This is a genomic window from Novosphingobium sp. (assembly GCF_036820275.1).
GTDB lineage: Bacteria > Pseudomonadota > Alphaproteobacteria > Sphingomonadales > Sphingomonadaceae > Novosphingobium.
On the sequence record NZ_DAISLT010000032.1, the window covers coordinates 1 to 23,549 of the forward strand.

At 62.5% G+C, this 23,549-nt stretch carries 17 protein-coding genes; 6 read left to right on the plus strand and 11 right to left on the minus strand.

The window, feature by feature from the left end; genetic code table 11:
* Nucleotides 1-24: 24 nt before the first annotated feature.
* The 5 genes from V7066_RS20660 to V7066_RS20680 are packed head-to-tail and all read right to left on the minus strand — an operon-like array spanning nucleotide 25 to nucleotide 7,843.
* Nucleotides 25-894, minus strand: coding sequence for an NAD(P)-dependent oxidoreductase (locus V7066_RS20660; RefSeq protein WP_334184870.1), 870 nt, complete (start codon nucleotides 892-894; stop codon nucleotides 25-27).
* Nucleotides 891-2,069 (minus strand): L-rhamnonate dehydratase, encoded by a 1,179-nt coding sequence (locus V7066_RS20665; protein ID WP_334184871.1) that lies wholly within the window; start codon nucleotides 2,067-2,069, stop codon nucleotides 891-893. Before V7066_RS20665 ends, V7066_RS20660 begins: the two co-directional genes overlap by 4 nt.
* Nucleotides 2,066-3,313, minus strand: coding sequence for an MFS transporter (locus tag V7066_RS20670; protein WP_334184872.1), 1,248 nt, complete (start codon nucleotides 3,311-3,313; stop codon nucleotides 2,066-2,068). Before V7066_RS20670 ends, V7066_RS20665 begins: the two co-directional genes overlap by 4 nt.
* 50 nt (nucleotides 3,314-3,363) lie before the next feature.
* On the minus strand, nucleotides 3,364-5,064 hold the full coding sequence (locus tag V7066_RS20675; RefSeq protein WP_334184873.1) for a GH39 family glycosyl hydrolase: 1,701 nt from the start codon (nucleotides 5,062-5,064) through the stop codon (nucleotides 3,364-3,366).
* Between the two features lie 37 nt (nucleotides 5,065-5,101).
* Nucleotides 5,102-7,843, minus strand: a complete 2,742-nt coding sequence (locus tag V7066_RS20680) for a TonB-dependent receptor (RefSeq protein ID WP_334184874.1) — start codon at nucleotides 7,841-7,843, stop codon at nucleotides 5,102-5,104.
* Between the two features lie 181 nt (nucleotides 7,844-8,024).
* Between V7066_RS20680 and V7066_RS20685 the strand changes: the two genes are divergently transcribed.
* The 3 genes from V7066_RS20685 to V7066_RS20695 all read left to right on the plus strand — a co-directional run bounded on the left by V7066_RS20685 (nucleotide 8,025) and on the right by V7066_RS20695 (nucleotide 11,452).
* Nucleotides 8,025-8,768 (plus strand): FadR/GntR family transcriptional regulator, encoded by a 744-nt coding sequence (locus V7066_RS20685; RefSeq protein ID WP_334184875.1) that lies wholly within the window; start codon nucleotides 8,025-8,027, stop codon nucleotides 8,766-8,768.
* A gap of 75 nt (nucleotides 8,769-8,843) precedes the next feature.
* Nucleotides 8,844-10,535 carry a PQQ-dependent sugar dehydrogenase gene (locus V7066_RS20690; protein WP_334184876.1) on the plus strand — a complete coding sequence of 564 codons (1,692 nt, stop codon included), beginning with the start codon at nucleotides 8,844-8,846 and terminating at the stop codon, nucleotides 10,533-10,535.
* A gap of 371 nt (nucleotides 10,536-10,906) precedes the next feature.
* Entirely contained in the window at nucleotides 10,907-11,452 is a 546-nt protein-coding gene (locus tag V7066_RS20695; protein ID WP_334184877.1) for a CbrC family protein, read from the plus strand.
* Nucleotides 11,453-11,640: 188 nt separating this feature from the next.
* Here the strand turns inward: V7066_RS20695 and V7066_RS20700 are convergent, their stop codons facing one another.
* Nucleotides 11,641-12,528 (minus strand): LysR family transcriptional regulator, encoded by an 888-nt coding sequence (locus V7066_RS20700; protein WP_334184878.1) that lies wholly within the window; start codon nucleotides 12,526-12,528, stop codon nucleotides 11,641-11,643.
* 136 nt (nucleotides 12,529-12,664) lie between these two features.
* Here V7066_RS20700 and V7066_RS20705 point away from each other — a divergent pair, with 136 nt between their 5' ends.
* Nucleotides 12,665-13,375, plus strand: coding sequence for a sulfite exporter TauE/SafE family protein (locus V7066_RS20705; RefSeq protein WP_334184879.1), 711 nt, complete (start codon nucleotides 12,665-12,667; stop codon nucleotides 13,373-13,375).
* Between the two features lie 66 nt (nucleotides 13,376-13,441).
* On the opposite strand, the gene V7066_RS20710 is transcribed toward V7066_RS20705, so the two are convergent.
* The 4 genes from V7066_RS20710 to V7066_RS20725 form a co-directional block, all read right to left on the minus strand.
* A complete protein-coding gene (locus tag V7066_RS20710; protein ID WP_334184880.1) occupies nucleotides 13,442-14,575 on the minus strand; it encodes a glycoside hydrolase family 43 protein in 1,134 nt (377 codons plus the stop codon).
* 34 nt (nucleotides 14,576-14,609) lie between these two features.
* The gene (locus V7066_RS20715; protein WP_334184881.1) at nucleotides 14,610-16,238 is read right to left on the minus strand and encodes an alpha-N-arabinofuranosidase; all 1,629 of its coding nucleotides are present in this window, start codon (nucleotides 16,236-16,238) and stop codon (nucleotides 14,610-14,612) included.
* Nucleotides 16,239-16,655: 417 nt separating this feature from the next.
* On the minus strand, nucleotides 16,656-18,026 hold the full coding sequence (locus tag V7066_RS20720) for a TonB-dependent siderophore receptor (RefSeq protein WP_334184882.1): 1,371 nt from the start codon (nucleotides 18,024-18,026) through the stop codon (nucleotides 16,656-16,658).
* 33 nt (nucleotides 18,027-18,059) lie between these two features.
* On the minus strand, nucleotides 18,060-18,749 hold the full coding sequence (locus V7066_RS20725; RefSeq protein ID WP_334184883.1) for a TonB-dependent siderophore receptor: 690 nt from the start codon (nucleotides 18,747-18,749) through the stop codon (nucleotides 18,060-18,062).
* A gap of 452 nt (nucleotides 18,750-19,201) precedes the next feature.
* Here V7066_RS20725 and V7066_RS20730 point away from each other — a divergent pair, with 452 nt between their 5' ends.
* Together V7066_RS20730 and V7066_RS20735 are read left to right on the plus strand one after the other, a co-directional pair.
* The gene (locus V7066_RS20730) at nucleotides 19,202-21,298 is read left to right on the plus strand and encodes a TonB-dependent siderophore receptor (RefSeq protein WP_334184884.1); all 2,097 of its coding nucleotides are present in this window, start codon (nucleotides 19,202-19,204) and stop codon (nucleotides 21,296-21,298) included.
* Nucleotides 21,299-21,347: 49 nt separating this feature from the next.
* The gene (locus V7066_RS20735; RefSeq protein ID WP_334184885.1) at nucleotides 21,348-22,007 is read left to right on the plus strand and encodes a response regulator transcription factor; all 660 of its coding nucleotides are present in this window, start codon (nucleotides 21,348-21,350) and stop codon (nucleotides 22,005-22,007) included.
* A 23-nt stretch (nucleotides 22,008-22,030) separates the two neighbouring features.
* On the opposite strand, the gene V7066_RS20740 is transcribed toward V7066_RS20735, so the two are convergent.
* The gene (locus V7066_RS20740) at nucleotides 22,031-23,398 is read right to left on the minus strand and encodes a sensor histidine kinase (RefSeq protein ID WP_334184886.1); all 1,368 of its coding nucleotides are present in this window, start codon (nucleotides 23,396-23,398) and stop codon (nucleotides 22,031-22,033) included.
* Between the last annotated feature and the right edge of the window lie 151 nt (nucleotides 23,399-23,549).

Consider the following 23,549-nt stretch of genomic DNA (forward strand, 5'->3'; position numbering starts at 1 on the left):
ACTGCGCGTTCGTGGCTTCGCCGATTATGAACGCAACGGTTGTATCACGGCAGCGATGTCCCGGTCAGTGTGCCCAGCCTCATCAGCTTCCATGAAGCGTGCCTTTGCAGCCTCGGCGATAGCAGAAACAATACCCGCTTCTGTCAGCGCCTGTCCGGCATAACCCAGATCCTTGGCCATCAGCGGCACCAGGAAGTGCGGCTCGAAAGCATGATCGATCATGCGACGAGAGACAGCTTTAAGGAGTGGACTGCCAGGCGCGCCATCGGTGAGGATGGACATCGCCAGCTCCACGTCGAGCCCGCGCTTCTCGATCAGCGCGAGCGCCTCCGCCAGACTGGCGGCTTGGACGCCGCACAGGAAGTTGTTGGCAAGCTTTACCGTCGCACCACTGCCAACCGGCCCGAGATGCACGACCGTGCTGCCCATCGCATCGAAGACCGGCCGCGCATTAACGAGCACCTCGGATTCTCCTCCGACAAGGAAGCGCAGGGCGCCCTGTGCCGCCTGATCGCGACTGCCCGTGACCGGGGCTTCGAGGAAATGCAGGCCGCGGGCTTCGGCAAGCCCCGAGAGTTCGGCGACCCAACCGCCGGTCAGAGTGCTGCAATCGATGGCAATCGCGCCGTTCGCCATCGCAGCCAAGGCACCGGCCTCGCCGGTCCAGACGGCACGCGAGACAGTGTCGTCTGCGAGCATGGCGACGACGACGTCCGCGCCTGTCGCGGCATCGCCAGGCGTCCGGGCGATGCGCGCACCGGCCTCGACCAGCGGGGCCGCCTTGTCGGCACTGCGGTTCCAGACGGCGACCTCGAAGCCCGCTGCCAGCAATTGCCGCGCCATGCCCGAACCCATGATACCGAGGCCGAGCACGGCTACTTTCATCGTCGTCATCCGATCACCTTGAAGCGCGAGAGGGCATCCTCATCGATTTCGAGGCCCAGCCCCGGAAGAGTGTCGTCAAGGTCGATGTGCCCGTCCACCGCCTGCGGTTCGCCTTTGAAGATGTACCAGAAAAGCTCGTTACCGACCTCTACGTCGACCATCGGGAAGTACTCCGCAATGGGAGAGTTAAGGCTCGCCATCACGACATGGTAGTTGTGCATCTGCCCGGCATGCGGGACGACCGGGATCGAGTAAGCCTCGGCCAGGGACTGGATCTTCCGCGCAGCGGTAATACCGCCGACCCGGTTGGTGTCGAACTGGAAGTAGTCGAGCGCCCTGGCCTCGATCATCTGGCGGAAACCGTAGCTGGTGAACTCGTGCTCGCCCGCCGCGATCGGCGTGGTGCCGAAGCGGCGCAACTCGTGATAGCCGTTGATGTCGTCGGGGATGATCGCCTCCTCCAGCCAGCGCAAATTGAACGGCTCGATCAACCGCATCATGCGCTTCGCATAGTCGAGGCTCCAGCCCATGTAGGCATCGGCCATGATGTCGATCTCGTCGCCGACCGTCTCGCGGACGGTGCGGATCAGTTCGACATTGCGCGCCATGCCCTCCGCGCCGTCGATCGGGCCCCAGCCGAAGCGCAGCTTCATCGCCTTGTAGCCTTCCGCCTTGTAGCGGGCGGCTTCCTGGGCGAGTTCGTCGAGCGGGATCGAGTAGAGGCGGCTGGCATAGACCGGAATCTTCCCCTTCGTGCGGCCGCCCAGCAGACGGAACACCGGCTGCTTCGCGGCCTTGCCCATGAGGTCCCAGATCGCGATGTCGAGCGCAGAGATTGCAACCAGCGCCACGCCCTTGCGTCCGAACGCCATCGTCTTGCGGTACATGTGCTGCCACAGGAACTCGCTGTCCCACGGATCTTGCCCGATGAGCAGCGGCGCCAGGTACTGGTCGATCAGCTGCTTGGTCACGAGCGGCGCCAGCGCCGCATTGCCGATGCCGACAAGGCCCTGGTCGGTGAATATCTCGACGATCAGCCAGCCGTGGAACGTGAAGGTGCCCATCGTCTCGGGCGTGAGCATCGGCGAGACGAGGTCCATCGGGTTGGTGCAGAAATGCGGCGGCAACGGCACGGTATCGCCCTGCCACTGGACGACGCGGGTGCGAACTTCGGTGATCTTCAAGGCAGGACCTTTCCTGTGAAATCGAGTTGTGAAATGCGGGGAATGGTGAGGCAGATGAGCGCGAAGGCGATCAGGTGGAGCACGGCCGCCACCGTAAGGACCGGTGCGTAGCCAAGCCCCATGTCGAGCGCCCAGCCGGCCGCCTGCCCCATGACGATGCCGCCGAATGCACCGCCGAGGCCGACCAGCCCGGCCAGCCGCCCCAGCGCGCTGCGGGGGACGAGGTCGGTCGGCAAGGTCATGACCAAGGTGGACCAGCTCTGCTGCCCGAAGAAGGCAAGGCTGAAGATCGCGACCACGGCAGCGACCGAAGCGGTCGTCGGCGCCAGCATGACCCACGGCATACAGGCCGCACTGAGGCCAAGCGCGATCTTGCGGGCGGCGTTGACCGAGCGGCCGGAGGACAGCAGCCGGCTCGACAGCCAGCCGCCACACAGACTGCCCACTCCCGAGGCGGCGTAGGGTATCCACCCGATTGTGGCCGCCTGCTTCAGGTCGAAACCATGGGCCTCGAACAGATACTTGGGCAGCCAGAAGAGATAGAAATACCAGGCGCCGTCGCTCAGAAACTTGGCCCCTACTACGCCGCGCACTTCGCGGCGTGAGAGCAGCGTGGCAATCGTCGGAGCTGGACCGGGCGTGATCTCTTCGTCCATGATTTCAGGCGGCGTGCGATAGGTCAGAAACCACCAGCACGCCCAGGCAAGGCCGAGCCCGCCCGTCAAGAAGAACACCCAGCGCCAGCTCGCCACACCGAACCAGTTGCCATAGGCGAGCACGCCGGCGATCAGCGGCGGGGCAATCACCGCGCCGAGTGCCGTGCCGGCATTGACGAGCCCCATCGCTGCAGCACGCCGTTCCGGCGGGAACCACTCCGCGACGGCGCGGGTGGCAGCAGGGAAGCCCCCACCCTCGCCCATGCCCAGCAGCAGGCGACTGAAGACCAGCGCACCGATCCCGCCCGCGATGCCGTGGCTGGCGCAGGCGAGCGACCAGAACACCATGATCGCCAGGAACCCGGCCCGCGTGCCGATACGGTCCAGCAGCCAGCCGCCACCCAGGTACATCAGACCGTAAGTGGCGAGAAAAGCGGAGTCGAGAAACGCCTTGGTCTGGTTGCCGATCGGAATATCGGCTTCGATATACTTTATCGCCCAAGGAAGCGTCTGGCGATCGAGATAGCTGATGGCGATGGCAAGAGCGATCATCGCCGCGATCGTCCATCGCCCCGCCACGAGTTTCATGCCCGCCCGACCTTCCGCTTCTGGTGCCGCCGCCGCTCCCGCCATGGCCCCTACTTCGCGTCGAGCACGAGCAAGGCGACACCCTGGCGCGGCAGGCGCAGCGTCGCGCTCGCGCCCTTCCCGCTACGGCTCACCGTGACGTCCTCGGCCTGCATTTTGGAAGCCGCCTCCAGCTTCACATACTGGTCCTGATCGGGCGACTGGGGTGAGCCCATCTTCTGCCACGCGGCGAATGCGTTGGCATGATCGCGGTCCACGCGCCACAGGCTGGCCTTGGCGGGGGCGTTCTTCAGCCCCTTGAGATCGATCGTGACTTGCGCGTCAGGGCCCGCCACGTCGTCGTCATGGTAGTGCCAGAGCAGTAGCGCGATCCTGCCGTCTGCGGTCCGGGTGGCGATCGAGCCGACATCGGCCTCGCCCTGCACGCCCTGCGCCATTACCCGATCGAGCGGGATCTGCGCGGCGTTGGTCGTCGCCAGCTTCGTCTCGCCCAGTTGGGCGAACATGCGAAACACGTTGAGCACGGGCAGATCGACGCCGTTGGTGGAAAGCTGGCGATAGCCGGCGAACCACGGCTGATCCTCGAACTCGAACGACCACGAGAGCACACCCTCCAGGTTCACCTTGCGCCTGGCGGCCAGTTCCCAGATCCGCGCGAAGCTGGCAGCGGTGTAGCTGGAGTACATCGTGCCGTTGCGATAGGCATTCTGCGGTCCGGGACAGGCGGCGCAGCCCTCGGGATCGCTCTCGCCGATCACCACCGGCTTGCCTGCCAGTGCGGGGATCGACAGCACCTTGGTAAAGCCGCCGTCCGTCTCACGCAGGTGCGTAGCCAAGCCCATGCGTACGTGGCCGTCCACAAACGTGGGCTTGCCCTTGGCGTGGAACGAAAGGAAGTCGGTCGGCGTGCCCACCTGCCCCGTAACGTAGTTCTTGCCGGAGGAAACATGCTTCAGGAACCCGTCCATGAAGGTTCCGCCCGGTCCCGCCACGTCCGGCCCGCCGACCCGCGCGGTCGGCAGCGCCTTGCGGATGGCGGCGATGGCATAGTCGTGGAGCTTGTAGAATTCCTCGGGACTGGCGGACCAATAGAAGTCGGAATTGGGCTCGTTCCAGACCTCGAAGTACCAGCGCTCGACTTCGGCCCTACCATAGCGTTCGATGTTGTGGAGCGTCCACTGGTGGACCAGTTCCGCCCACTTCTCGTAATCCTTGGGCGGATAAGTCCAGCCGGTGGCGATCAGCTTGTAGTCGAAGCCGGGACGCCAGGTATGCTGGTAGGGCGTGCCTGCGGGCGCGCTGGACAAGGCTTCGGGCATGAAGCCGATCTGGAGATAGGGTCGCACCCCGCGCGCAAGATAGGCATCGATGATGCCGTCCACGACCTTCCAGTCATAGACCGGCTTGCCGTCCTTGCCCTCGGTGTAAGCGTTGGTGCTGCCCCACTTGAAGGCCGGTGTGCCGTCGCCGCTGCTTAGCAGATTGTGTGCGCGAAAATAGACCTGGCCCGACTTCAACTTGCCCAGTTCGACCAGGAGCTTGCGGCCGTCCTTCATCGTCGCATAGTTCGGCTCGTCGGCACCGAAAAAGCGCCAGAGCGGCGGGAGCTTGCCATCGCTGCGCGCCGCGTCGACGCTCACCGTCACCGGGCGCGATGCCTGGGTTTCCTCCGCGAAGGCAGCATGGGGCAGCACGGCCTGCGGTACAGCCGCAAGCATGGCCATGGTCGCGATAGCCCTGGAAATCGTCATCGGGTCATCCTCTTGAATGGGTACGGCACGGTCTCGATCACAGCTTGGCCCGGAAACCGAGTGCGATCGTGCGGGTGTAGAGAACCGTGTCGCGGGAGAAGAGCTTCGGGTCGTCGAACGAGGTCTTGTAGAGATTCTTCAGCACGTTGGTCGCATCGAGCACGACCGTGAAGTCGGGATTGATCTCATAGGAGAACGACAGGTCAAGGTTGCTGATCTGTCCGTTGGTGATGAAATTCGGATTGACCCCGGTGAAGTGCAACCCGGCATTGTACTTGTCGCGCCAGACGTAAGAGGCCCGCCCCGAGAAACCGCCCTTCTCGTAGATCAGCGTCGCGGTTGCGGAATACTTCGACACGTTCTGGAACGGAATGTCGAGATATCCGGTCACGCCCGGCAGCGGCGAAAGCGCCTTGTTCTTGCCGTCTATGTACGTGCCGTTGGCGCTGACACCTATCCCGTCCAGCCATGTCGGCAGGCCCTTGGGGAACAGCGTGATGCCGCCCTCGACCCCCTGGATCTTGCCTGACCCCGAATTCTCGGGCCGGGTGATCTGGTAGACGCCGTTGTCGGTACCCAGATAATCGATGTCAAAGTTGGAGGTGACCGACTGGATGAAGCCCGTCACGTCGCGGCGGAACAGCGTGGCCGTGATCGAACTGGAACGGTCGATGTACCATTCGAACGAGAGGTCGTAGTTGTCCGAACGGATCGGCTTGAGGTCCGCGTTGCCGCTGGTGCCGCGCCCGAACGGCTGCTGGCCGGGGATCGGCGGGGTCAGCGTCACCGCCGGGTTGAGCTGCGCGAAGCTTGGCCGCGTGATCGTCTTGCTCGCCGCGAAGCGCAGGAACAGGTTGTCTTTCAGCTTGTAGCGCAGCGCCAGGCTGGGCAACACGTCCGTGCTCTTGTTGCGGATCGTCACCGGCGAAGTCGCGCCGCGCAGGACCAGGAATGCGTTCGAGGTAATGTCGGTCTCGATCACGCGCACGCCGATCTGTCCATCAAAGCGCCCGATATCGAGGTTGGCCTGGAGATAGCCCGCGTAGTTCTTCTCGGTGATGTCGAAGTGCTGCGTGTCCTGGAACGACGGGTCGGTGGCTGCCAGTCCGAAAGTCTGCCGCAGCGTACCGATGGCGTTCAGCAGGTAGCTGGTCGACGGCGTCGCCCATTGCCGCACATAGGGGCGTGTACCTTCCATGAAGCCGCCCGGGGTCTGCGTCATGAGGCCCGCGATGCTGTCGGCCTTGATGGTGTAGCAAGCCACGGCGCCCGTGGCCGAGCAATTGACGGTCTGCGTGAAGCTGTCGGACTTCGCGTCGCGCTTGCTGATACGCGCGCCGGCGTCGATGCCCGAGAAGATCAGGAAAGGCGAGCGGTACGAAACGTCGCCGCGCCAGGCCAATTCCTTTCCGTCGCCCTCCGTGCGCGTTGTCGATAGGCGCGAGAGGTAATAACGCGAAGGGTCGGCGATATCGTCGTTGGGCAGGACGAAAGTCGGCGTACCCGAACCGTTGTTGAACACCGCGTCCGTGCGCGAGGCAATGAAGTCCACGTCCAGATTGTTGGCAATGTCGGTGGCCTTCGACCGGGTATACGAGAAGTCGGTCGAGGCCGCCCAGTCACCGCTCTTCCACTCCGCGCCAAGCGCCGCCTGATAACGATCGGCAGTGCTGTCGTAAGCCTGACCGAACTGGGCGACGCGCCCGCCGGTGATGCTGAGCGATTGCACCAGCTTGGTATCGTCCACGAACTGGAGCGGCGAAAGCAGCGCACCGTTCATCGAGGTGAAGTTCTGGTTGCCGTTGCCCTTGTCGCGAAAACCATAGAACAGGCCGTCCGCGCGGATCGTCAGCCGGTCGTCGGGCGCCCATTGCAGGGTGGCATTGGCCGCCGGGCGTTTGCGGGTGCCGATGCGATCGAACGCCCCGATGACATCGGTACGAAATACGCGGGGCTCGGCGGGATTGGTGCCGCGCGGATCGAGGGGAACGCCCGGCGTGTAAGGCGCACGGCTGTTGTCGAGGTTGTAGCCGAAGTAGCCGCCGCCGAAGATGGTCTCGTCGCGATAGCGCGTCTGGTGATAGGAGACGCTGATCAAGGCCCCGATCTCGCCGATTCCGGTGGACCAACGGTCGGTCAGCAGCGCGCTGACGTAAGGATCGATCTTGTCGGGCTGCTGGCTGTAGACTTCCCTCCCCGCAAGCGCGAGCTGGAAGCCTTTGAAGTCGAACGGCCGACGGGTTCGCACGTCGATGAGGCCGGCGATACCGCCTTCGAGCTGCTCTGCGGAGCGCGACTTGTAGACGTCCACGCCGGCCACGAGATCTGCCGGTACGTCGGCCAGCGAGAGCGAGCGCCCCGTCGTCGTGAAAATGTTCCGCCCGTTAACGAGTGTCACCACGTCAGGCAGGCCGCGAATGAGCACGGTACCAGATTCACCGCGAGCACGCGGGGCGACCTGTACGCCGGGCACGCGCTGAAGCGCTTCCACGACGTTGTTATCGGGCAGTTTGCCGATATCCTCTGCCACGACGGAGTCGACGAGCTGCTGGGCATTGCGTTTGATGTTCTGCGCCGAAGAAAGGCTCGCACGCATACCGGTGACGATGATGTCTCCTGCCGAAGCTGCATCCGCGCCACCGGCCTCCAAACCGCTCTCCGACTGATCCTGAGCACCCGGTCGCGACTGGGGCGAATCCTGGCCCGCATGCGCGACACCGGCCTGTGCGAATAACAGTGCGACAGCCGACAGGCCGCCAAGTTTGGAACCGTATCTCACCAGCACCCCTCCGAATCATTTTTATTTCTCGTACTAGTTGTCGATATTTTCACGCCCTGACAAGGCATCAACGCCGGACCTTCCTCGAATTTTGCCAAATACGCGATTTTTTCTCATACTAGTTATGATTTTGGCCGCCCAGAAGGCTTGACGTGAGACCCTCGACAGCAGACGAAGGGCTATGATTTTGGAAGACGACCACCCACTGTCACTCCGCGCGGCCCGGCCCACGCGGGCCGTTCACGACCGGATCGCACACGAACTCGCGATCGCCATTGTCGGCGGAAAGTATCAGCCCGGCGACATCCTGCCGGGCGAGGAGCGCTACAGCGCGGAACAGGGCGTCTCTCGCACTGCCTACCGCGAGGCGGTGCGGGTTCTTTCGGCCAAGGGGCTCGTTTACAGCCGCACCAAGAGCGGTACGCGCATCAATGAACGCCTGCGCTGGAACATCCTCGATCTCGACGTTCTAGCCTGGATGTTCGAGGCTGGACCGACACCCGAATTCCTGCGGGATATCTTCGAACTGCGGACCGTCGTCGAACCTGCCGCCGCACAGTTCGCCGCGATGCGCCGTGACGGCCAGGATATCTCGCGCATGGGCCATGCGCTGGAAGAAATGCGCCGGTTTGGGCTGCTGACGCCGGAAGGCCGAGCCGCGGATCAGAGTTTTCACAACCTGATCCTGATGGCCACCCGCAACGAGGCGCTCATCAATCTCGCGACCTCGGTTACTGCGGTTGTCGCCTGGACCACCCGCTTCGCACGAGACGAACGCAAGGAATCCCGCGACCCCATGCCGGACCATGACGCCGTTTTTGACGCCATTGTGCGCGGCGATCCGGAGGAAGCGCGGGCAAAAATGCTCGCACTGATCGGCAATGCCTCGCGCGATGCCGGTATGTCCGGAGTTTCGGGCGGTTGAAGTATTTCTCATACTAGATTAGTGCTGACGGAAACCTTGCGGTTCATTGCGATCCGACGACGAAGGCTTTCACTTATGGCACCGATTACGATCCGCATCTTGCTCGGCATGGCCGCCATCTCGGCGATTTCCGCTTGTGGAAAGGCCTCGCAGGAGCGGGACGCCGAAACCTCCATACAATGCGATACAGCCGGGCTTGCGCTCCCAGCGGGCTTCTGCGCCACGGTTTTCGCAGACAAGATCGGTCACGTCCGCCACATTGTCGCCGGCGAAGACGGACTGATCTATGCCAACAGCGCTCCCGACCGTGAAGATGGGACGGTTCCTTCAGGGTTGGCGGTCCTTCAGGACGCCAATGGCGACGGCAAGGCCGAGCGTATCGAGCGACCTTTCGCCAGGCAGGTCGGCGGGACCGGGATCGCGGTATTTCGCGGCCGCGTCTTTCTGGAAAGCGGAAATCGCATCATCAGCTACCCCCTCGACGATGCTCACCATCAACCAGGCGGCGCAGAACAAGTCGTAGTCAGCGAGCTGCCGACCGAAGGCGACCATTTTTCGCATAGCATCGCCATCGCCGCCGATGGCAGCCTGTTCGTCACCAGCGGCAGCGCGACCAACGCTTGTCAGACGGAGAACCGTAAGGCCGGTGCACCGGGCCAGACCCCATGCGCCGAAAAAGCGCTTCGAGCCGGCATCTGGCGTTTCGACGCCACGAAGACGGACCAGCGCTTTTCCACCGACGGCCGCTTCGCATCGGGTATCCGCAATGCCGTTGGCCTGACGATCGATGGCAGCGGACGCCTCTTCGCCATGCAACATGGCCGGGACCAGTTGCACGAAAACTGGCCCGCGCTTTACTCGGCCAAGCAAGGCCAGGAACTGCCCGCAGAAGAATTGCTGCTGGTGAAGCAAGGCGACGACTTCGGATGGCCGGAGTGCTACTACGATCCGGGCCAGCGGAAACGCGTGCTGGCACCCGAATACGGCGGAGATGGCGGCAAGGCAGTCGGTCCCTGCGCCGGGCGCAGCGAGCCGGTCGCGGCATTTCCGGCACATTGGGCACCGAATGCCATCGCGGTGTACGAGGCTGCACAGTTCCCATCTGTCTATCGCGGCGGCATGTTCATCGCGTTCCATGGATCATGGAACCGCGCACCGGGCCCTCAGCAGGGCTTCAACGTCGTCTTCCAGCCGATGCGTGACGGCAAGCCGATCGGTCCTCACATCGTCTTTGCCGATGACTTCGCCGGGCCGGACAAGGCATCGGGCAAGGCGGACTATCGCCCTTCCGGTCTGGCAGTAGCACCTGACGGCGCGCTCTATATCAGTGACGACAGGCAGGGCCGTATCTGGCGCATCACCTATCGTGGCAGCCGGACAGCGGCACTCGCCGGCGCCTCGCCCACAGCCCGCCGTCCCTCGCCGCCAGTTTCGAAGGCGGCTATGCTGGCCCCATCCGGCGTCGATGCCGAGAAGATCGCATTGGGACGTCGGCTTTATCGCGGAGAGCTCGCCGGAGCCAGCTGCACAGGATGCCACGGCGCGGATGGCGAAGGCACTCCTGTCGGCCCCAGCCTTGTCGATGCGGAATGGCTCTGGAGCAAAGGTGAGACCGCCGACATCCGCCGTGCCATCAAGGACGGCATTCCCAAACCCAAGCGGTTCCCTTCTCCAATGCCGCCCATGGGAGGCGTCGACCTCACGCCAGCGCAAATCGACGCAATTGCTGCCTACCTAGCTTCTGTACCGAAGCGTGCAACAAATTGATGGGCCTTGAATGCCGGCTCAGCTGAGGAAGAGCACTCAACCCGGTCGCCCTCAAGCCTCCCCCGTCACGGCGTTACAGGTAATACTGAACGCCTGGGTTTGTGGACATAACTGCTGTTCCAGCCAACGATCCCGAAAGGCCGGCTTCGCCAGAACCGGTCAGATGGCGGGTTTGGACGGAGATGGATCTCGGCCCGCCGTGGCTGGTTTGTCGGGGGATCCGGACAGGCCGGTTCCGGATTAAAATCGTATAATCCTGCCGTTCCGGATTTCGGACGCATATGATGCCCTCTTTACGACCGGGAAGGGTGGAAATCTGACCTGCCACACTTTTGTATTGACCGGTCGAACGCCTCGGACGAGACTTGGCCATGAGCACCTTACCGTTCTTCAAGTACCATCCCGATCCCGTCTCGACCGGGATGGTTGAGGCCTCTCAAAACGAGTGTGTGTGCTGCGGAAAAAAGCGTGGGTTCATCTACATCGGCCCCGTCTACGCCGTCGAAGAGTATCAGGACAAATTTTGTCCGTGGTGCATCGCCGACGGATCGGCCAGTCAGACCTGCGATGCTACCTTCACCGATGAGATCGGCATCGGCGGCGGAGGCGCCTGGGAGAGCGTGCCTGACGAGGTTGTAACGGAGGTTACCTGCCGCACTCCCGGCTTTTCGGCTTGGCAGGAAGAGCAATGGTGGACCCATTGCGGCGATGCGGCCGCCTTTCTCGGGCGGGCAGGACGAGCAGAACTCGAGGCTGCGGGGGAAGTGGCGGTCCAGGCAATCCAAGATAATTGCGGGCTCGATGGGACAAAGTGGAATGATTTTTTCAACGCGCTCGACAAGGAAGGTTCTCCGACTGCGTACCTTTTTCGGTGCCGGCATTGTGGAGACATAGGCGGATATCAGGACACCGACTGACCCCTTTCTCGCGAAAAGGTCCAGCTTGGCGATACCTCCAGGAGATCATCACGCTAAACGCCTTACAATGGCCTTGACGGCATTGCCGACTGGCCGATTGCGGCGAGCCGAATGGCTGAATTCCACCCAAAAGCTGTCCGTCACATCGTCGATGGCGATGTGTTAGGTTGGTCGGCTGTTGCCGGACGCTATTCGCACACTTGTGACAGATGATCTAACAGGGCCTTTGCGGGCGGCGTCAGGTCGCTTTCGTCACGGACGCATAATGACAGATGGCGCGTGGCCCAGTCGTCGCGCAGGCGGATGATCGCAATATCCGTGGATCTCCGGCATCGTCGTGCGGCGGATTCGGGGACAATCCCGATGCCCGCCCCGGCTCCCGCCATCCGACAGATGCCATCGAAGCTGCCGAGCCGAACTCGCATCTTCAGTCTTGCTCCGGCGCGGGATGCTTGCCCGTTGATGTGGTCCTGCAATGCCCCGCCCGCCAAGCCGATGAACTGATGCCCGAGAAGGTCGCCGAACCGCACCCGGGCCTGCTTTGCAAGCGGATGCTCCCGGGACGCAACGACGACAAGACGATCGATCGCGAAGGGCCGCAACGTCAGATCACCCATCTCGACCGCGTTCGACAGCACGCCGATTTCGGCGAAGCCCGCAGCGACACTTCTGGCGATTTCAGTGCTCTGGCGCTCCTTCAGGTCGATGTCGATCTGGGGGTGCGCAGCCATCCAGGGGGCAAGGCGCCCGGGCAGAAACTCCGTGATGGCAGCGGTGTTCGCGAAGTTACGCACCGAAGCGCGCAGGCCCTTCGCATATTGGCCGATATCGCCCCGCATCTGCGCCATCTGGTGCAGGATCGTGCGGGCATGGTGCGCCAGCATTTCGCCGGCCTGCGTTGGCGTTATGCCGCGGCGCCCGCGATGGAGCAGGGTCACCTCCCCAGCCGCCTCCATGTCGCGGAGCCGTTCGCTGGCCGCCGGCAGCGACAGGCCTGCTTCGGCAGCGCCATGCGTGATGCTCTTGGCATCCACCACCGCGAGAAACAGGCGAAGGTCGGTAAAATCGAAGCGCATGGAGGGTTTCTAATGCCTTTCCTGCCTTCGCTCCAGCCGAAGCCACAATTCGGCCCTTCCGCATTGTGAGCCGCAGTCTGATCGCTACCTCCAGCGCATGCTTGCCCCTTCAACCCCGATAATCGCCGCAATCATCATGACATTCTTTGCCGCCGGCCTCGTCAAGGGGGTGACCGGCATGGGTTTGCCCACAGTTGCCATGGGCGTGCTGGGATCGCTGCTATCGCCGTTGGCCGCCGCCGCGCTGCTGCTGGTGCCATCGTTCGTCACCAACCTCTGGCAGCTTCTGGCAGGCCCGAAGCTCGGCAGGCTCATCCGTCGCCTCTGGCCGATGATGCTGACGATCGTCATCGGGACGGTCGTCGGTTCTGCGATCTTGGCGAGAGGGAACGCCGCACGGACGACCACGGGCCTTGGCATCGTCCTGGTTATCTATGCGGCCTACACCCTGCTGGCTCGGCCTCCTCGCGTTTCTCTCCGATGGGAGCCGTGGCTGTCGCCGATGGTCGGGCTGGTCACCGGACTGTTCACGGGTGCGACGGGCGTATTCGTGATACCGGCGGTGCCGTACATCCAGTCACTGGACCTGGAGCGCGATGATCTGGTCCAGGCGCTGGGTCTTTCGTTCACTGTGTCGACCACCGCGCTTTCGATCGGCCTGTTCTGGCATGGTGCATTCCCGATCGGGCATCTGTTGTCCTCGACGCTTGCGGTCGTTCCCGCGCTCCTTGGCATGGCAGCCGGACAGGTGATCCGGGCACGGATCAGCCCGCAGCTCTTCCGCCGGCTTTTTCTGATCTTCCTGCTGCTGCTGGGCCTGGAAATGGCCTTCCATGGTCTGCGTTGACGAGACCAGCTTCCCCTCTGCTTCGCCTCGCTCTCATGCGCTTGCCGGCAGCTATGCGCTGGCGCTTCAGTGCTTGGCAAAATACTGTTCGAGCCGATCGGCTTCTACCGGCGAGATCGGCATCACCGCACCGTGCTTGGGACCCGTGAAGTTTGTGGCCTTCATCGGCGACCCCGGCTCGTTGAACCTGCCGAGATTGCGGAAGGTCTTGAAGTCGCTCGTTTCGGAAAAGCCCATGTTGTTCGGCTTCGCGCCGAAGACATCATACATCAACACATAGGTATTCGTGCCGGAGCGGCGCCAGAGATTGGGGGCTTCAGTTCCAACTGTCTCGGGATCGACTGGTTGGGGATCGAACACATAACCTCCGTTGATCTTGTTCGAGATTGCCTGGCGAAGATGACCGGGCCGCTCGTGCGCGACGTAGAACAAGTGGAACTTGTCTCCGATCCGGGTGATGTCTCCGTCGATCGAACCAACGTTCGCCTTGGGATAAGTGAACAGCGGACGCGGAGCGTGGGTCAGCGTCGTGAAATCCTTGTTGGCATAGGAATAGACCATGTGTTCCGTCCCAGCCCCATCGCGGGTCGTGTAATAAACCATCATCTTGCGCGTGGTGGGATCGTAGATCGTTTCCGGCGCCCATGCCGCGCTTAGCTGGGCGGTTTCGGGAAAGAGCTTGTCGACATGGACAATGGCATGCGTCCAATGGATGAGATCGTAAGACTTCATCAGGATCAGCGAGCGGTTATTGCCCCAGCCGTGGGTCTCCTTCGGCCGCTCCCATTCCGTTTCGCGCAGGCCTTCGCGCTGGGCGTAGATGTGGAGGTCGGTCATGCTGAGATAAAAGGCACCATCGGGTCCGCGCACGACATGAGGATCGCGGATGCCCTTCTGCTCGGAAATCCCGCGGCCTTCCAGCACCGGCTTACCGTCATTCACGTCCGTAAACGCGTAACCGTCCCGCGAGACCGCAATGTGCAGCGAATGAGATTCGTCCCGGAAATAGACCAGGAGATAAGCCGAAGCCGTCAGGGCGCTATCGGAAGGCACTGGCATTGCCTTCCTGCCTGCAAGGCTCTGCACGATTTCAAGCTGCTTTTCTTGGCTGGCAGGACTGGTCTGCGCCACGCCGGACGTGCTCAGGGCGCCGAACGCGGCGAGGCCGGTCGCGATCAGGCAGGCCAACTTTACCTTCATTTCTCTTCTCCATGTAAGCGCCTATCCGGGCACTTCATTCGACTTCGAGCACCGTCACGGACTTGGCCGGCAGATCGAGTTGAACGACGCCAGCGGAGAGATGCGCCGGCAAGGGGTGCGGAACGAAGGGGTCCGCCTTGTCGAAGGTGATGCGGGCATCGATCCGGTCGGCGGTGAGCACTTGGGCACGTGCGCGCTGCCAGCGGCCACCGTCGAGCCGGACGTTCAGCCGGTTCGCCCTGGCCGGATCGAGATTGGCGATGGTGACGTGCAGTTTGCCCGCCGAATCGCGCGATGCCGATACGTCGATGGCAGGCAGGCGAACCGCGCCTTGCACATAGTCCGGCGTCCGAACCGTCGCGGGCAATGCCTGCGCACCCTGATGGACCTTGTACATGTCGAACACATGGTACGTCGGCGTCACGACCATCTCCGCGCCCCGCGTCAGCACCAGCGACTGAATGACGTTCACCATCTGCGCCAGGTTCGCCATCCTCACCCGGTCGGCATGACGGTTGAAGATGTTGAGGCTTTTCGCCGCGATCAGGGCGTCACGCAGGGTGCTCTCGAGGTAGAGCTGCGAGGGCGCATCCTTCTCGCTCTGGAACCAGGCGCCCCATTCGTCGACCGCGAGTGCGACCCGCTTTTCGGGATCATAGCGATCCATGATTTCAGAATGGCGGCGGATCAGCTCGTCGGTCAGGTCGGCGCGGGCCAGAGCTGCTGCCCAGCCGTTTTCGTCGAAAGCCACGTTTCGGCCCTTCGCGTGCCAGTCGTTGCCTGCGAATGTATAAAAGTGCAGCGACAGGCCCCATAGTAGCGGCCGATCGGTCGTCAATGCCAGAGGCGTCGGCTGCGGCCGCCACTTCATCGCCCCGGCCATCACCCGGTCGGTCCAGCCAAAGTCGTCCGTATCCGCGCCGACCGCGATGAGCTTGGCCCGTTCGCCGGAATAGGTCCGCAGAAAAGCCGCATAGTGCCGGAATGCGGCGGTATAGGTATCGGCGGTCATGTTGCCGCCGCAGCCCCAGCTCTCATTGCCCACGCCGATGAAAGGCACCTCCCAAGGCGCCGCGCGGCCATTCGCCGCCCGCTCCTTGCCCGGCGCGCTGTCCTGTGGAGCGGTCATGTAGCGGAGCCAGTCGTCGGCTTCCTGCACGCTCCCGCTGCCGAGGTTCACTGAAACGAATGGCTTCGCGCCGATCTGATCCAGGAAATCCATGAACTCATGGGTGCCGAAAGCGTTAGTTTCCGGGGACTTGTCCCATGCCGCATTGATCCCGCCCGGCCGTTTTTCAGCCGGGCCTATGCCGTCACGCCAGTGATAGCCGTCGGCGAAACAGCCGCCCGGCCAGCGGATGACCGGCACTTTGATGCGGCGGAGTGCCGCGACGACATCTGATCGGATGCCCCGTACATTCGGAATGGTGGAATCGGGGCCGACCCAGATGCCCTCATAAACGCCGCGCCCCAGGTGCTCGACGAAATGGCCGTAGATGTTCGGATCGATGGTAGGCCCATTGGCGCTTGCCGAAACAGTGACTTCGGAAGTTGCACGGCCGACCCCGGCAGCCTCGCCGCTGGCTGGACGAGCGAATCCGGTGCCCGCAGATATCAAGGCCAGGGCAAGCCCGCTTGTCCACATGCCCGATGATCGAGGCATCTCGCTTCTCCCAATTGTCGGAGTATTGATGCGCGGACAAGCGAATGGCGTCAACCATATTTCGGGACCGCGTATTACATAAAGGGCCTTTTGCCCTTTAGAGCATAGCCCCCTAGTCAAGGTCGAGGTCAGGCTCGACAACTTTGCCCGCAGTCTTGGCGCTACGTTCGAATATAGATGACCTATGTACCCACTGATCCCATTTCCGACGCCCATGAGAGTATCTAGCGCGGCTCTTGCTGACCCTCCCCCCAACACTGGTCCGGCCTTTGTGAGAAAAGCCGGCTGCTTTTGTATCAGGGCTGGCATGCCAGAAAATTGGCTTGCATTCGCCCTCCGCGCGAGCAGGAGGCCGAAGGCTCCTGCTCGAAGAAAAGTTCGCTCGACCCGCGATCACCGGTCTACTCGCGCCTGCATCTAGAACGATTTGGTGGCCGTTCCGATGATCTGGCGGCTTTGCCCGAAGAAGCAGCTCGTTTCCCCGCTGCACCGTCCCGCATAGCGCTTGTCGAAGATGTTGCTGCCGTTGATGGCAAAGCGCCATCCGGGAATGTCATAATGTAGCGTCGCATCGAACAGGGTTGTCGAGGGACTAGGGAGAGTCGTCAGGAGCGTTACGCCTCCGGTCGTTGTATATTCGCCGGGCAGCGCAACGACACCGTTGCTCTTGCTGAGATATCGCACGCCCGCACCGGCGCCTAGGCCGCTCCTGTGCGTGTAATCGGCGAAGAGCGAGGCCTTGTGCTGCGGCTGTGCTGCCACGCGGGCGCCCATTTCGTTCTTGGCATCGTTATAGGTATAGGACGCGTTCACGCTGAATTGCTTGTGGATACGGGTCACGAGTTCCAGTTCGACACCCTTGGACACGACCTCTCCCGTCTGGAGCTGGAAAAACGGATTGTCCGGATCGGTAACGAGCACGTTGGACTGCTTGATGCGGTAGACCGCCGCCGTCGCGAACAGCTCAATATTGTCGCCAAGAGACCGGGCGTCATACTTCACCCCCGCCTCCCATTGCTTTCCCTGGCTGGGCTTGAATGCCGCGCCGGCAAACGTCTGCCCGACCACAGGCTGGAACGAGGTGGCATAGCTGACATAGGGTGCAATGCCGGCCTCGGTGAGATGAGTCGCCCCAGCCCTCCAGGTGAACTTGTCCTGTTTGCTGACCGGGATAGCGGCTGTAGCAGCATAGTTATCCGTCTTCACCCAGTCCTGCCGCCCGGACAACGTGAGGATCAGATTGCCGATCCTGGCCTGATCCTGCAGGTAGAGCCCTTTCTGCTTCAGGCGCTGGTCGGTCGAGCCGGTCAACGTCGTGGGCGCGATGTAGGCTCCGGGACTGTAGACCGGATCAAACAAGTCGATCGTTCCCGCGGGCGTAAACGAGAACGCGGAAGCCTCGCGGTAATTGCGGTAGTCGAACCCGACGAGGACATGATGCTCAATCGGGCCGGTGGCGAAATCGAGATCCAGGCGGTTGTCCACCGTGAACTGGAGGGTATCGTCCTTGAACGGGAAATTGTTGCGTGTGACCGTACGGTTGTCGGCACCCAACGCAGCGCCATAGATGATCTGCTGGTACTCGTGGTACTCGCCCCAACGCAGGTTCTGCGTGAACTTGGCGGCACTGGAGAAGCGATGCGTCAGCTCGTAGCCCAGGCCCCATTGGCGGCGGCGGTAGAAGTTGTAGTCCGGCTCGCCCAAATTGATGCCACGGCGCACCTTGCCGACCGGATTGTCCACGAGCACGCCTACCGCCGGAAGAAAGCCGTTGGTATCGCCTTCCACCCTGTCCCATTGATAGTGTCCGAGCAAGGTCAGCTAGGTGTCCGGCCCGAGTTGCGCCGTGACGGCCGGCGCCACATAAGCACGCCTGGCACCTACGAAATCGGTCTGGCTGTCCCGGTCCCGGTAGAGTCCGGTGAGGCGCGCGCTGAGGCCATCGGCAAGCGCACCGGTGATGGTCCCTGCCGCCTGCTTGAAGTCATCGGTCCCGTACTTGACCTGAAATTCTCCGCTTGTCTCCTCGGAAGGACGACGGCTGGTCAGGTTGTAGATCCCGCCCGGCGGTGTGGTGCCGTAAAGCACGCTAGAGGGGCCCTTGAGGATATCGATCGACTGGAAGCCGTAAAGGTCGAGGCCGACGTTGGAAATCGTCGAGCTGACCGGCGCCTGGAGCCCGTCGATATACTGGACCGGAATGAAACCGCGCAGGGTGAGAAAGTCGAAGCGCAAGTCCGGCCCGTAGTTCTCGCCGACGATGCCTGCGGTGTATCGAACCGCCTGTTGGACATCGATGAAGTTCAGCAGATCAATCTGGTCTCGCGTGACCACGGAAACCGACTGAGGGGTTTCGATCAGAGGCGTGTCGGTCTTGCTTGCGGTGATAGCGCCGTCGGGCACGAAGCTGGGAGCCAGGACGATGATGGCGCCGTCGTCCTGCCTCGTGGCCTGAATGCCCGAAGCACTACTTTGCGATGACAGAGCCGGGGATTGGGCCAGGGCCGCCATGGGCATCGCCAGCGACGCGCCGGCCAGCAGGACGCAAACACGTGCACATGCAGAAGTACAAAAATCGGACATCGTTCGTCATCCCCCCTTTGGGATCCTGGCCGCGCAGACGGCGGCCGCCATCGGATTTGCCTCGCAAGTGCGAATCGGTTGCAACAAGGATTGCTCCGTCGCGTACCTGACGCAACCGATTTCAGCGGCAGGCGAGAGAGCAGCATCGCAACGATGCTTATTTGTCGCATCATCTGCGCCAACCCTAGTATGTCGAGGTTGCAACCCGAAAGAAGCTACTCCGGTCAGATCCGGGGCATCGGTTTGAACTGAGCATGGTATGACGGCATCCCCATTTGCTTGAGCTTTCCCAGCAGTCATCGGGAATTAGGAACAATGAGTTGCAAATGCCTCGCATTTGCGCAACACGCCCGCAAAATTTCATCACATTGGGGCGCGACATGCACGACAACAGGATCACACACCGCTCGGCCTTATGCTTCGCAGCGGCGATCGCCATGATGCCAGGCATGGCGATCGCCCAGACGACCGCTGAGCCGGAACCTCCGCGTGCCGAGGATATCGTCGTCACCGCCGACCGGCGCGACAGCTTCAGTGCCGACTTCGTGCAGGCCGGAACTTTCCGCGATGCGCGTCTACGTGACACGCCGCTCACCGTCGCGGTCCTGACGAAGGACCTGCTGGAAGCCCAGCAGGCGCGCTCGGTCATCGATGCCGTTCGCAACACCCCCGGCGTGACACAGGCGCAGATCAACAGCGCGATCTACAGCAACCTCGCCATTCGCGGCATCACGCTCAACAACTTCACGAACGTGCGCTGGAACGGCGTGCTGCCGATCGTGAACCTGATCGAGCAGCCGATTGAGAGCAAGGACCGCATCGAGGTGCTCAAGGGTGCGGCCGGTCTCTACTACGGCTTCGCGACGCCTTCCGGCATCATCAACCTGGTGACCGAGCGTCCCACAAATGCTCCGACGAGCCGCATCGATTTTCAGGGAGACAGCAACGGCGCGGTGGGCGCCAGCTTCGACGTCTCGCGAAGCCTCGGAAATACCGCCGGCCTGCGTGTCAACGCAGGAGCCTCGACGGTGGAGACGGGAATCAGGCGCACGTCCGGTTCGCGGCGCTTCGTTTCGGGTGCGTTCGACTGGCGCCCCCTCGACGGCCTGGAAGTGCTTCTCGACGCCGAATACAATTTCAAGACCGTCACCGAGCCGACCGAGTTCAGCCTGCCTGCCGCTGTGAACGGCGCTATCACCCTGCCACCGCTGCAGTCCCCCTCGAAGAATCTGGGCGCCGCCTGGATGCAGGGCCGAGGCTGGGAAACCAACCTGCTGGCCCGCGTCAATTACGATTTCACTAGAAACTGGCGCCTTTCCCTAGCCGCCGGCCAGTCCTACCTGACCCGCAGCCGCGCCTATTCCTCTTTCGGCAACTACAATCTCGATACCGGAAACGGGACCGTCACTGTGGCGATGACCAGCGGGAACGACTACAAGAACACCATCTATCGAGGCGACATCTCCGGCTCGTTCGAAACCGGGCCGATCAAGCATAATATCCTCGTAGGCGTGTCGTACTACACCCGCGACAGCAACGTGCCGACCGCCGTTCGCTACACCTTCGCACAGAACCTCTACGATCCCGTCGACATTCCGCAGCGTCCCACGGCGCCGCGCATCATTCCCAATCCTTCACGGGTGAAGGATCTCGGGATCTACGTGCTGGACCGCGCCTCGCTCGGGGAGTGGCTGCAGGCAACGATCGGCTACCGTAAGACCGACTACAGCGACGTCAGCCGCACCTCCGACTACAAGATCAAGCCCGGCACCTGGTCCTACGGCCTCATGGTCAAGCCGGTATCCTGGGCGAACGTCTACGCCAACTATATCGAGGGCCTGGAACCGGGACCGATCGCGCAGCAGATCGCCAACAATGCCGGTGAGATCCTGCCCGCGGCCGTCAGCAAGCAGAAGGAAGCCGGGATCAAGATCGAGCCGATCCGCGGCGTGCTGATGACGGCGGCCTACTTCCATATCAAGCGTCCGTCTGCCTATCTGAACAGCGCCAACTTCTTCGTGCAGGATGCCGAAGCCGTCTACAAGGGCGCGGAATTCAGCATCGTCGGCGAAGTGCTGCCCCGCCTGTCCCTTTCGGCGAGCGCTCTCACGCTGGACGCTGCGCAGCAGTCGGGCAACGCCGCGGTGGTAGGCAAGATGATCGAGAACGTCTCGAAGTTCTCCGGCTCGATCTTCGCCGAGTATCGGGTGCCGGTGATCGACGGACTGCGCGTTTCTGCTGGCATGTTCCACGTCGGTCGCCGCGCCGTGAATGCGCTGAACCAGGCTTACGTTCCGGGCTACGAGACGTTCGACCTTGGTGCGAGCTACACCTTCGAGCTTGCCGGCAGCCCAACGACGCTGCGCCTCTACGGCGAGAACGTGACGGGCAAGCGCTACTGGGCCTCCACCGGCTCAAGCCTCCTGGCGCAGGGCTTGCCCGCAAGTGTCAAGTTCGCCATCTCATCGAGGTTCTGAGCCTGCCCGGGGATGGGCAGGCCTGGAAGAAATCTGAAGCGAGCCATTCATGCGCATCCTCGTTGTAGAAGACGATCAGGCCCTTGCCACCGAAATCGCCCGGACACTGCGGAGCGAGAACTTCGCTGTCGACCTTGCAACCAATGGCGAGGAAGGGCTGCACCTGGCCACGACGGAAGGCTACGATGCGCTCGTCCTCGATCTCGGGCTGGCGAAGATGGACGGTATTTCGCTCCTGCAGGCATGTCGTGACGGCGGCGCGACAGTGCCTGTCCTGATCCTGACCGCGCGCGATTCCTGGGCCGACAAGGTGGCCGGTTTTCGCGCCGGCGCGGACGACTACATGACCAAGCCGTTCCTGCCGCAGGAGTTGACCATGCGCCTGCGCGCGCTGGTGCGCCGGGCCAACGGCCATGCTGCCACGCGCCTCACTTGTGGACGGCTCGTATACGATGCCCAGCTCGGCCACTTCGAGCTTGATGGCATGGCGCTTCGCGTCACAGCGTTCGAATGGCGCGTTCTCTCCGCGCTCATGTTGCGCAAGGGGATCGTCGTGGAGCGCCGCGAACTGCTGGAGCACGCTTACGAATACGATGTCGATTCGGATTCGAACTCGCTCGACGTCATCATCGGTAGACTACGGCGCAAGATCGGAGCGGAAATGATCGAGACCGTTCGCGGTCGCGGCTATCGCCTCCAACCGGGCTGAAAGTCTGTTTGAACCCGGCGGGGTTAGCGAGGAAGCGAGAGAACCGCCCGCAAGCCCCCCATATCTGAATTTTCCAGGTACAGAGCGCCGCCATGGAGTTCGGCCAGCTCGCGGGTGATGGAAAGGCCGAACCCATGGCCGTCCCCGCGCTCGTCCAACCGCTGCCCCGGTAGCAGGGCCAGTCCCAATGCGGGGCCGCTCAATCCCGGACCGTCCTCTTCCACCACGATGGCGATGGCCCGGTCCTGCTGCGTCGCGGTGATGCGTATCTGGGTGGCGGCCCACTTGGCGGCATTGTCGAGGAGATTGCCGAGCATCTCGCTCAGATCCTGCGGGTCGCACCTGACGGACATATCCCTGGGAACGGCCATGTGGAACGCGAGGTTGCGGTCTATGTAGATCCGCTGCAAGGCTGCGAAGAGATCGGCCACGACCGGCGCAAGCAGAACGCAGGCTCGTCCCGGCGCCCCGGGAGACGCCGCGCGGGCCCGTCCCAGGTGGTGCCGGATTGCCCCATCGATCTGGGCGACGAGCAGCGAAAGCTCTCCATCGGGGTCTTTGCCGTTATCGCTCAGCTTGACCCGAAGCGTCGCCAGCGGCGTTTTCAAGCTATGCGCCAGGTTCGCGACATGCGAGCGCGCCCGCTCCAGCGAGGCTTCGTTCTCGTCAAGCAGGTCGTTCGTTTCCTCGACCACAGCTCGTAGTTCGCTGGGCTGGTCGCCGGGAACACGCGCCAGCCTGCCGCGACGCACCTCTTCAAGAGACCGCTTCAGCCGCACCAGCGGCCTCAGTCCGATCTGGAGTTGCAAGAGCGAAGTCGCCAGTAGAACGATACTCAAGCCGCCCAGGATGAGCAAAACGGGACGCACCGCCGCCGTGCGGAGCCGTTCGTAGACGGCATGGGGCGCCGTCGCGGTGATGCGCACTGATCCACCCGGGGTCTGCCGATCCAGCATCCTGACATAGAGGTCGCCCGATCGCCCTGTTCGCAACAGATCCGGAAGCGCGCGGAAGTGCCCTTCCCGGCCCCGTGGACCTTCCTCCCGAAAATCAAGCGTCCCGATGACTTCCGTGGAATTCACGACCATACGCGGGGTTTCGATCCGCCACGACCAACCGCGCCGGTATTGCGTGAACGGCCCGATCTCCGAGAGCATGTCGCGGTCGATCGATCCATCTGTCCGTACCGATCGCGCAAGCAAGCCGATTTGCCCATCAAGACTCTGGTTGATGCTGCGACGCACGTAAGTATCGAGCACCGCTTCGACCGACAGACTTGCTGCGACCAGAGCTGCGGCGGTCAGGATCGTGCCGGTGAACAGAAGCCTGCCCCGGATCGATATCTCGGCAAGAGAGGTAACTATGCGCTTCCGCAAATGGAGGATCGACATGGGAGGTTCCGATAAAGACCCATGCCGATTGCTCTGACCAGTAGAGATTGTCAAAGTCTCGCGATCACCTTCCCAACCTTCATTTACTTTTTAAACCGAACATGAACGGTTCAGTTCACGTTGGGTAGGTAGTCGTCGGCTAGACAAGTTT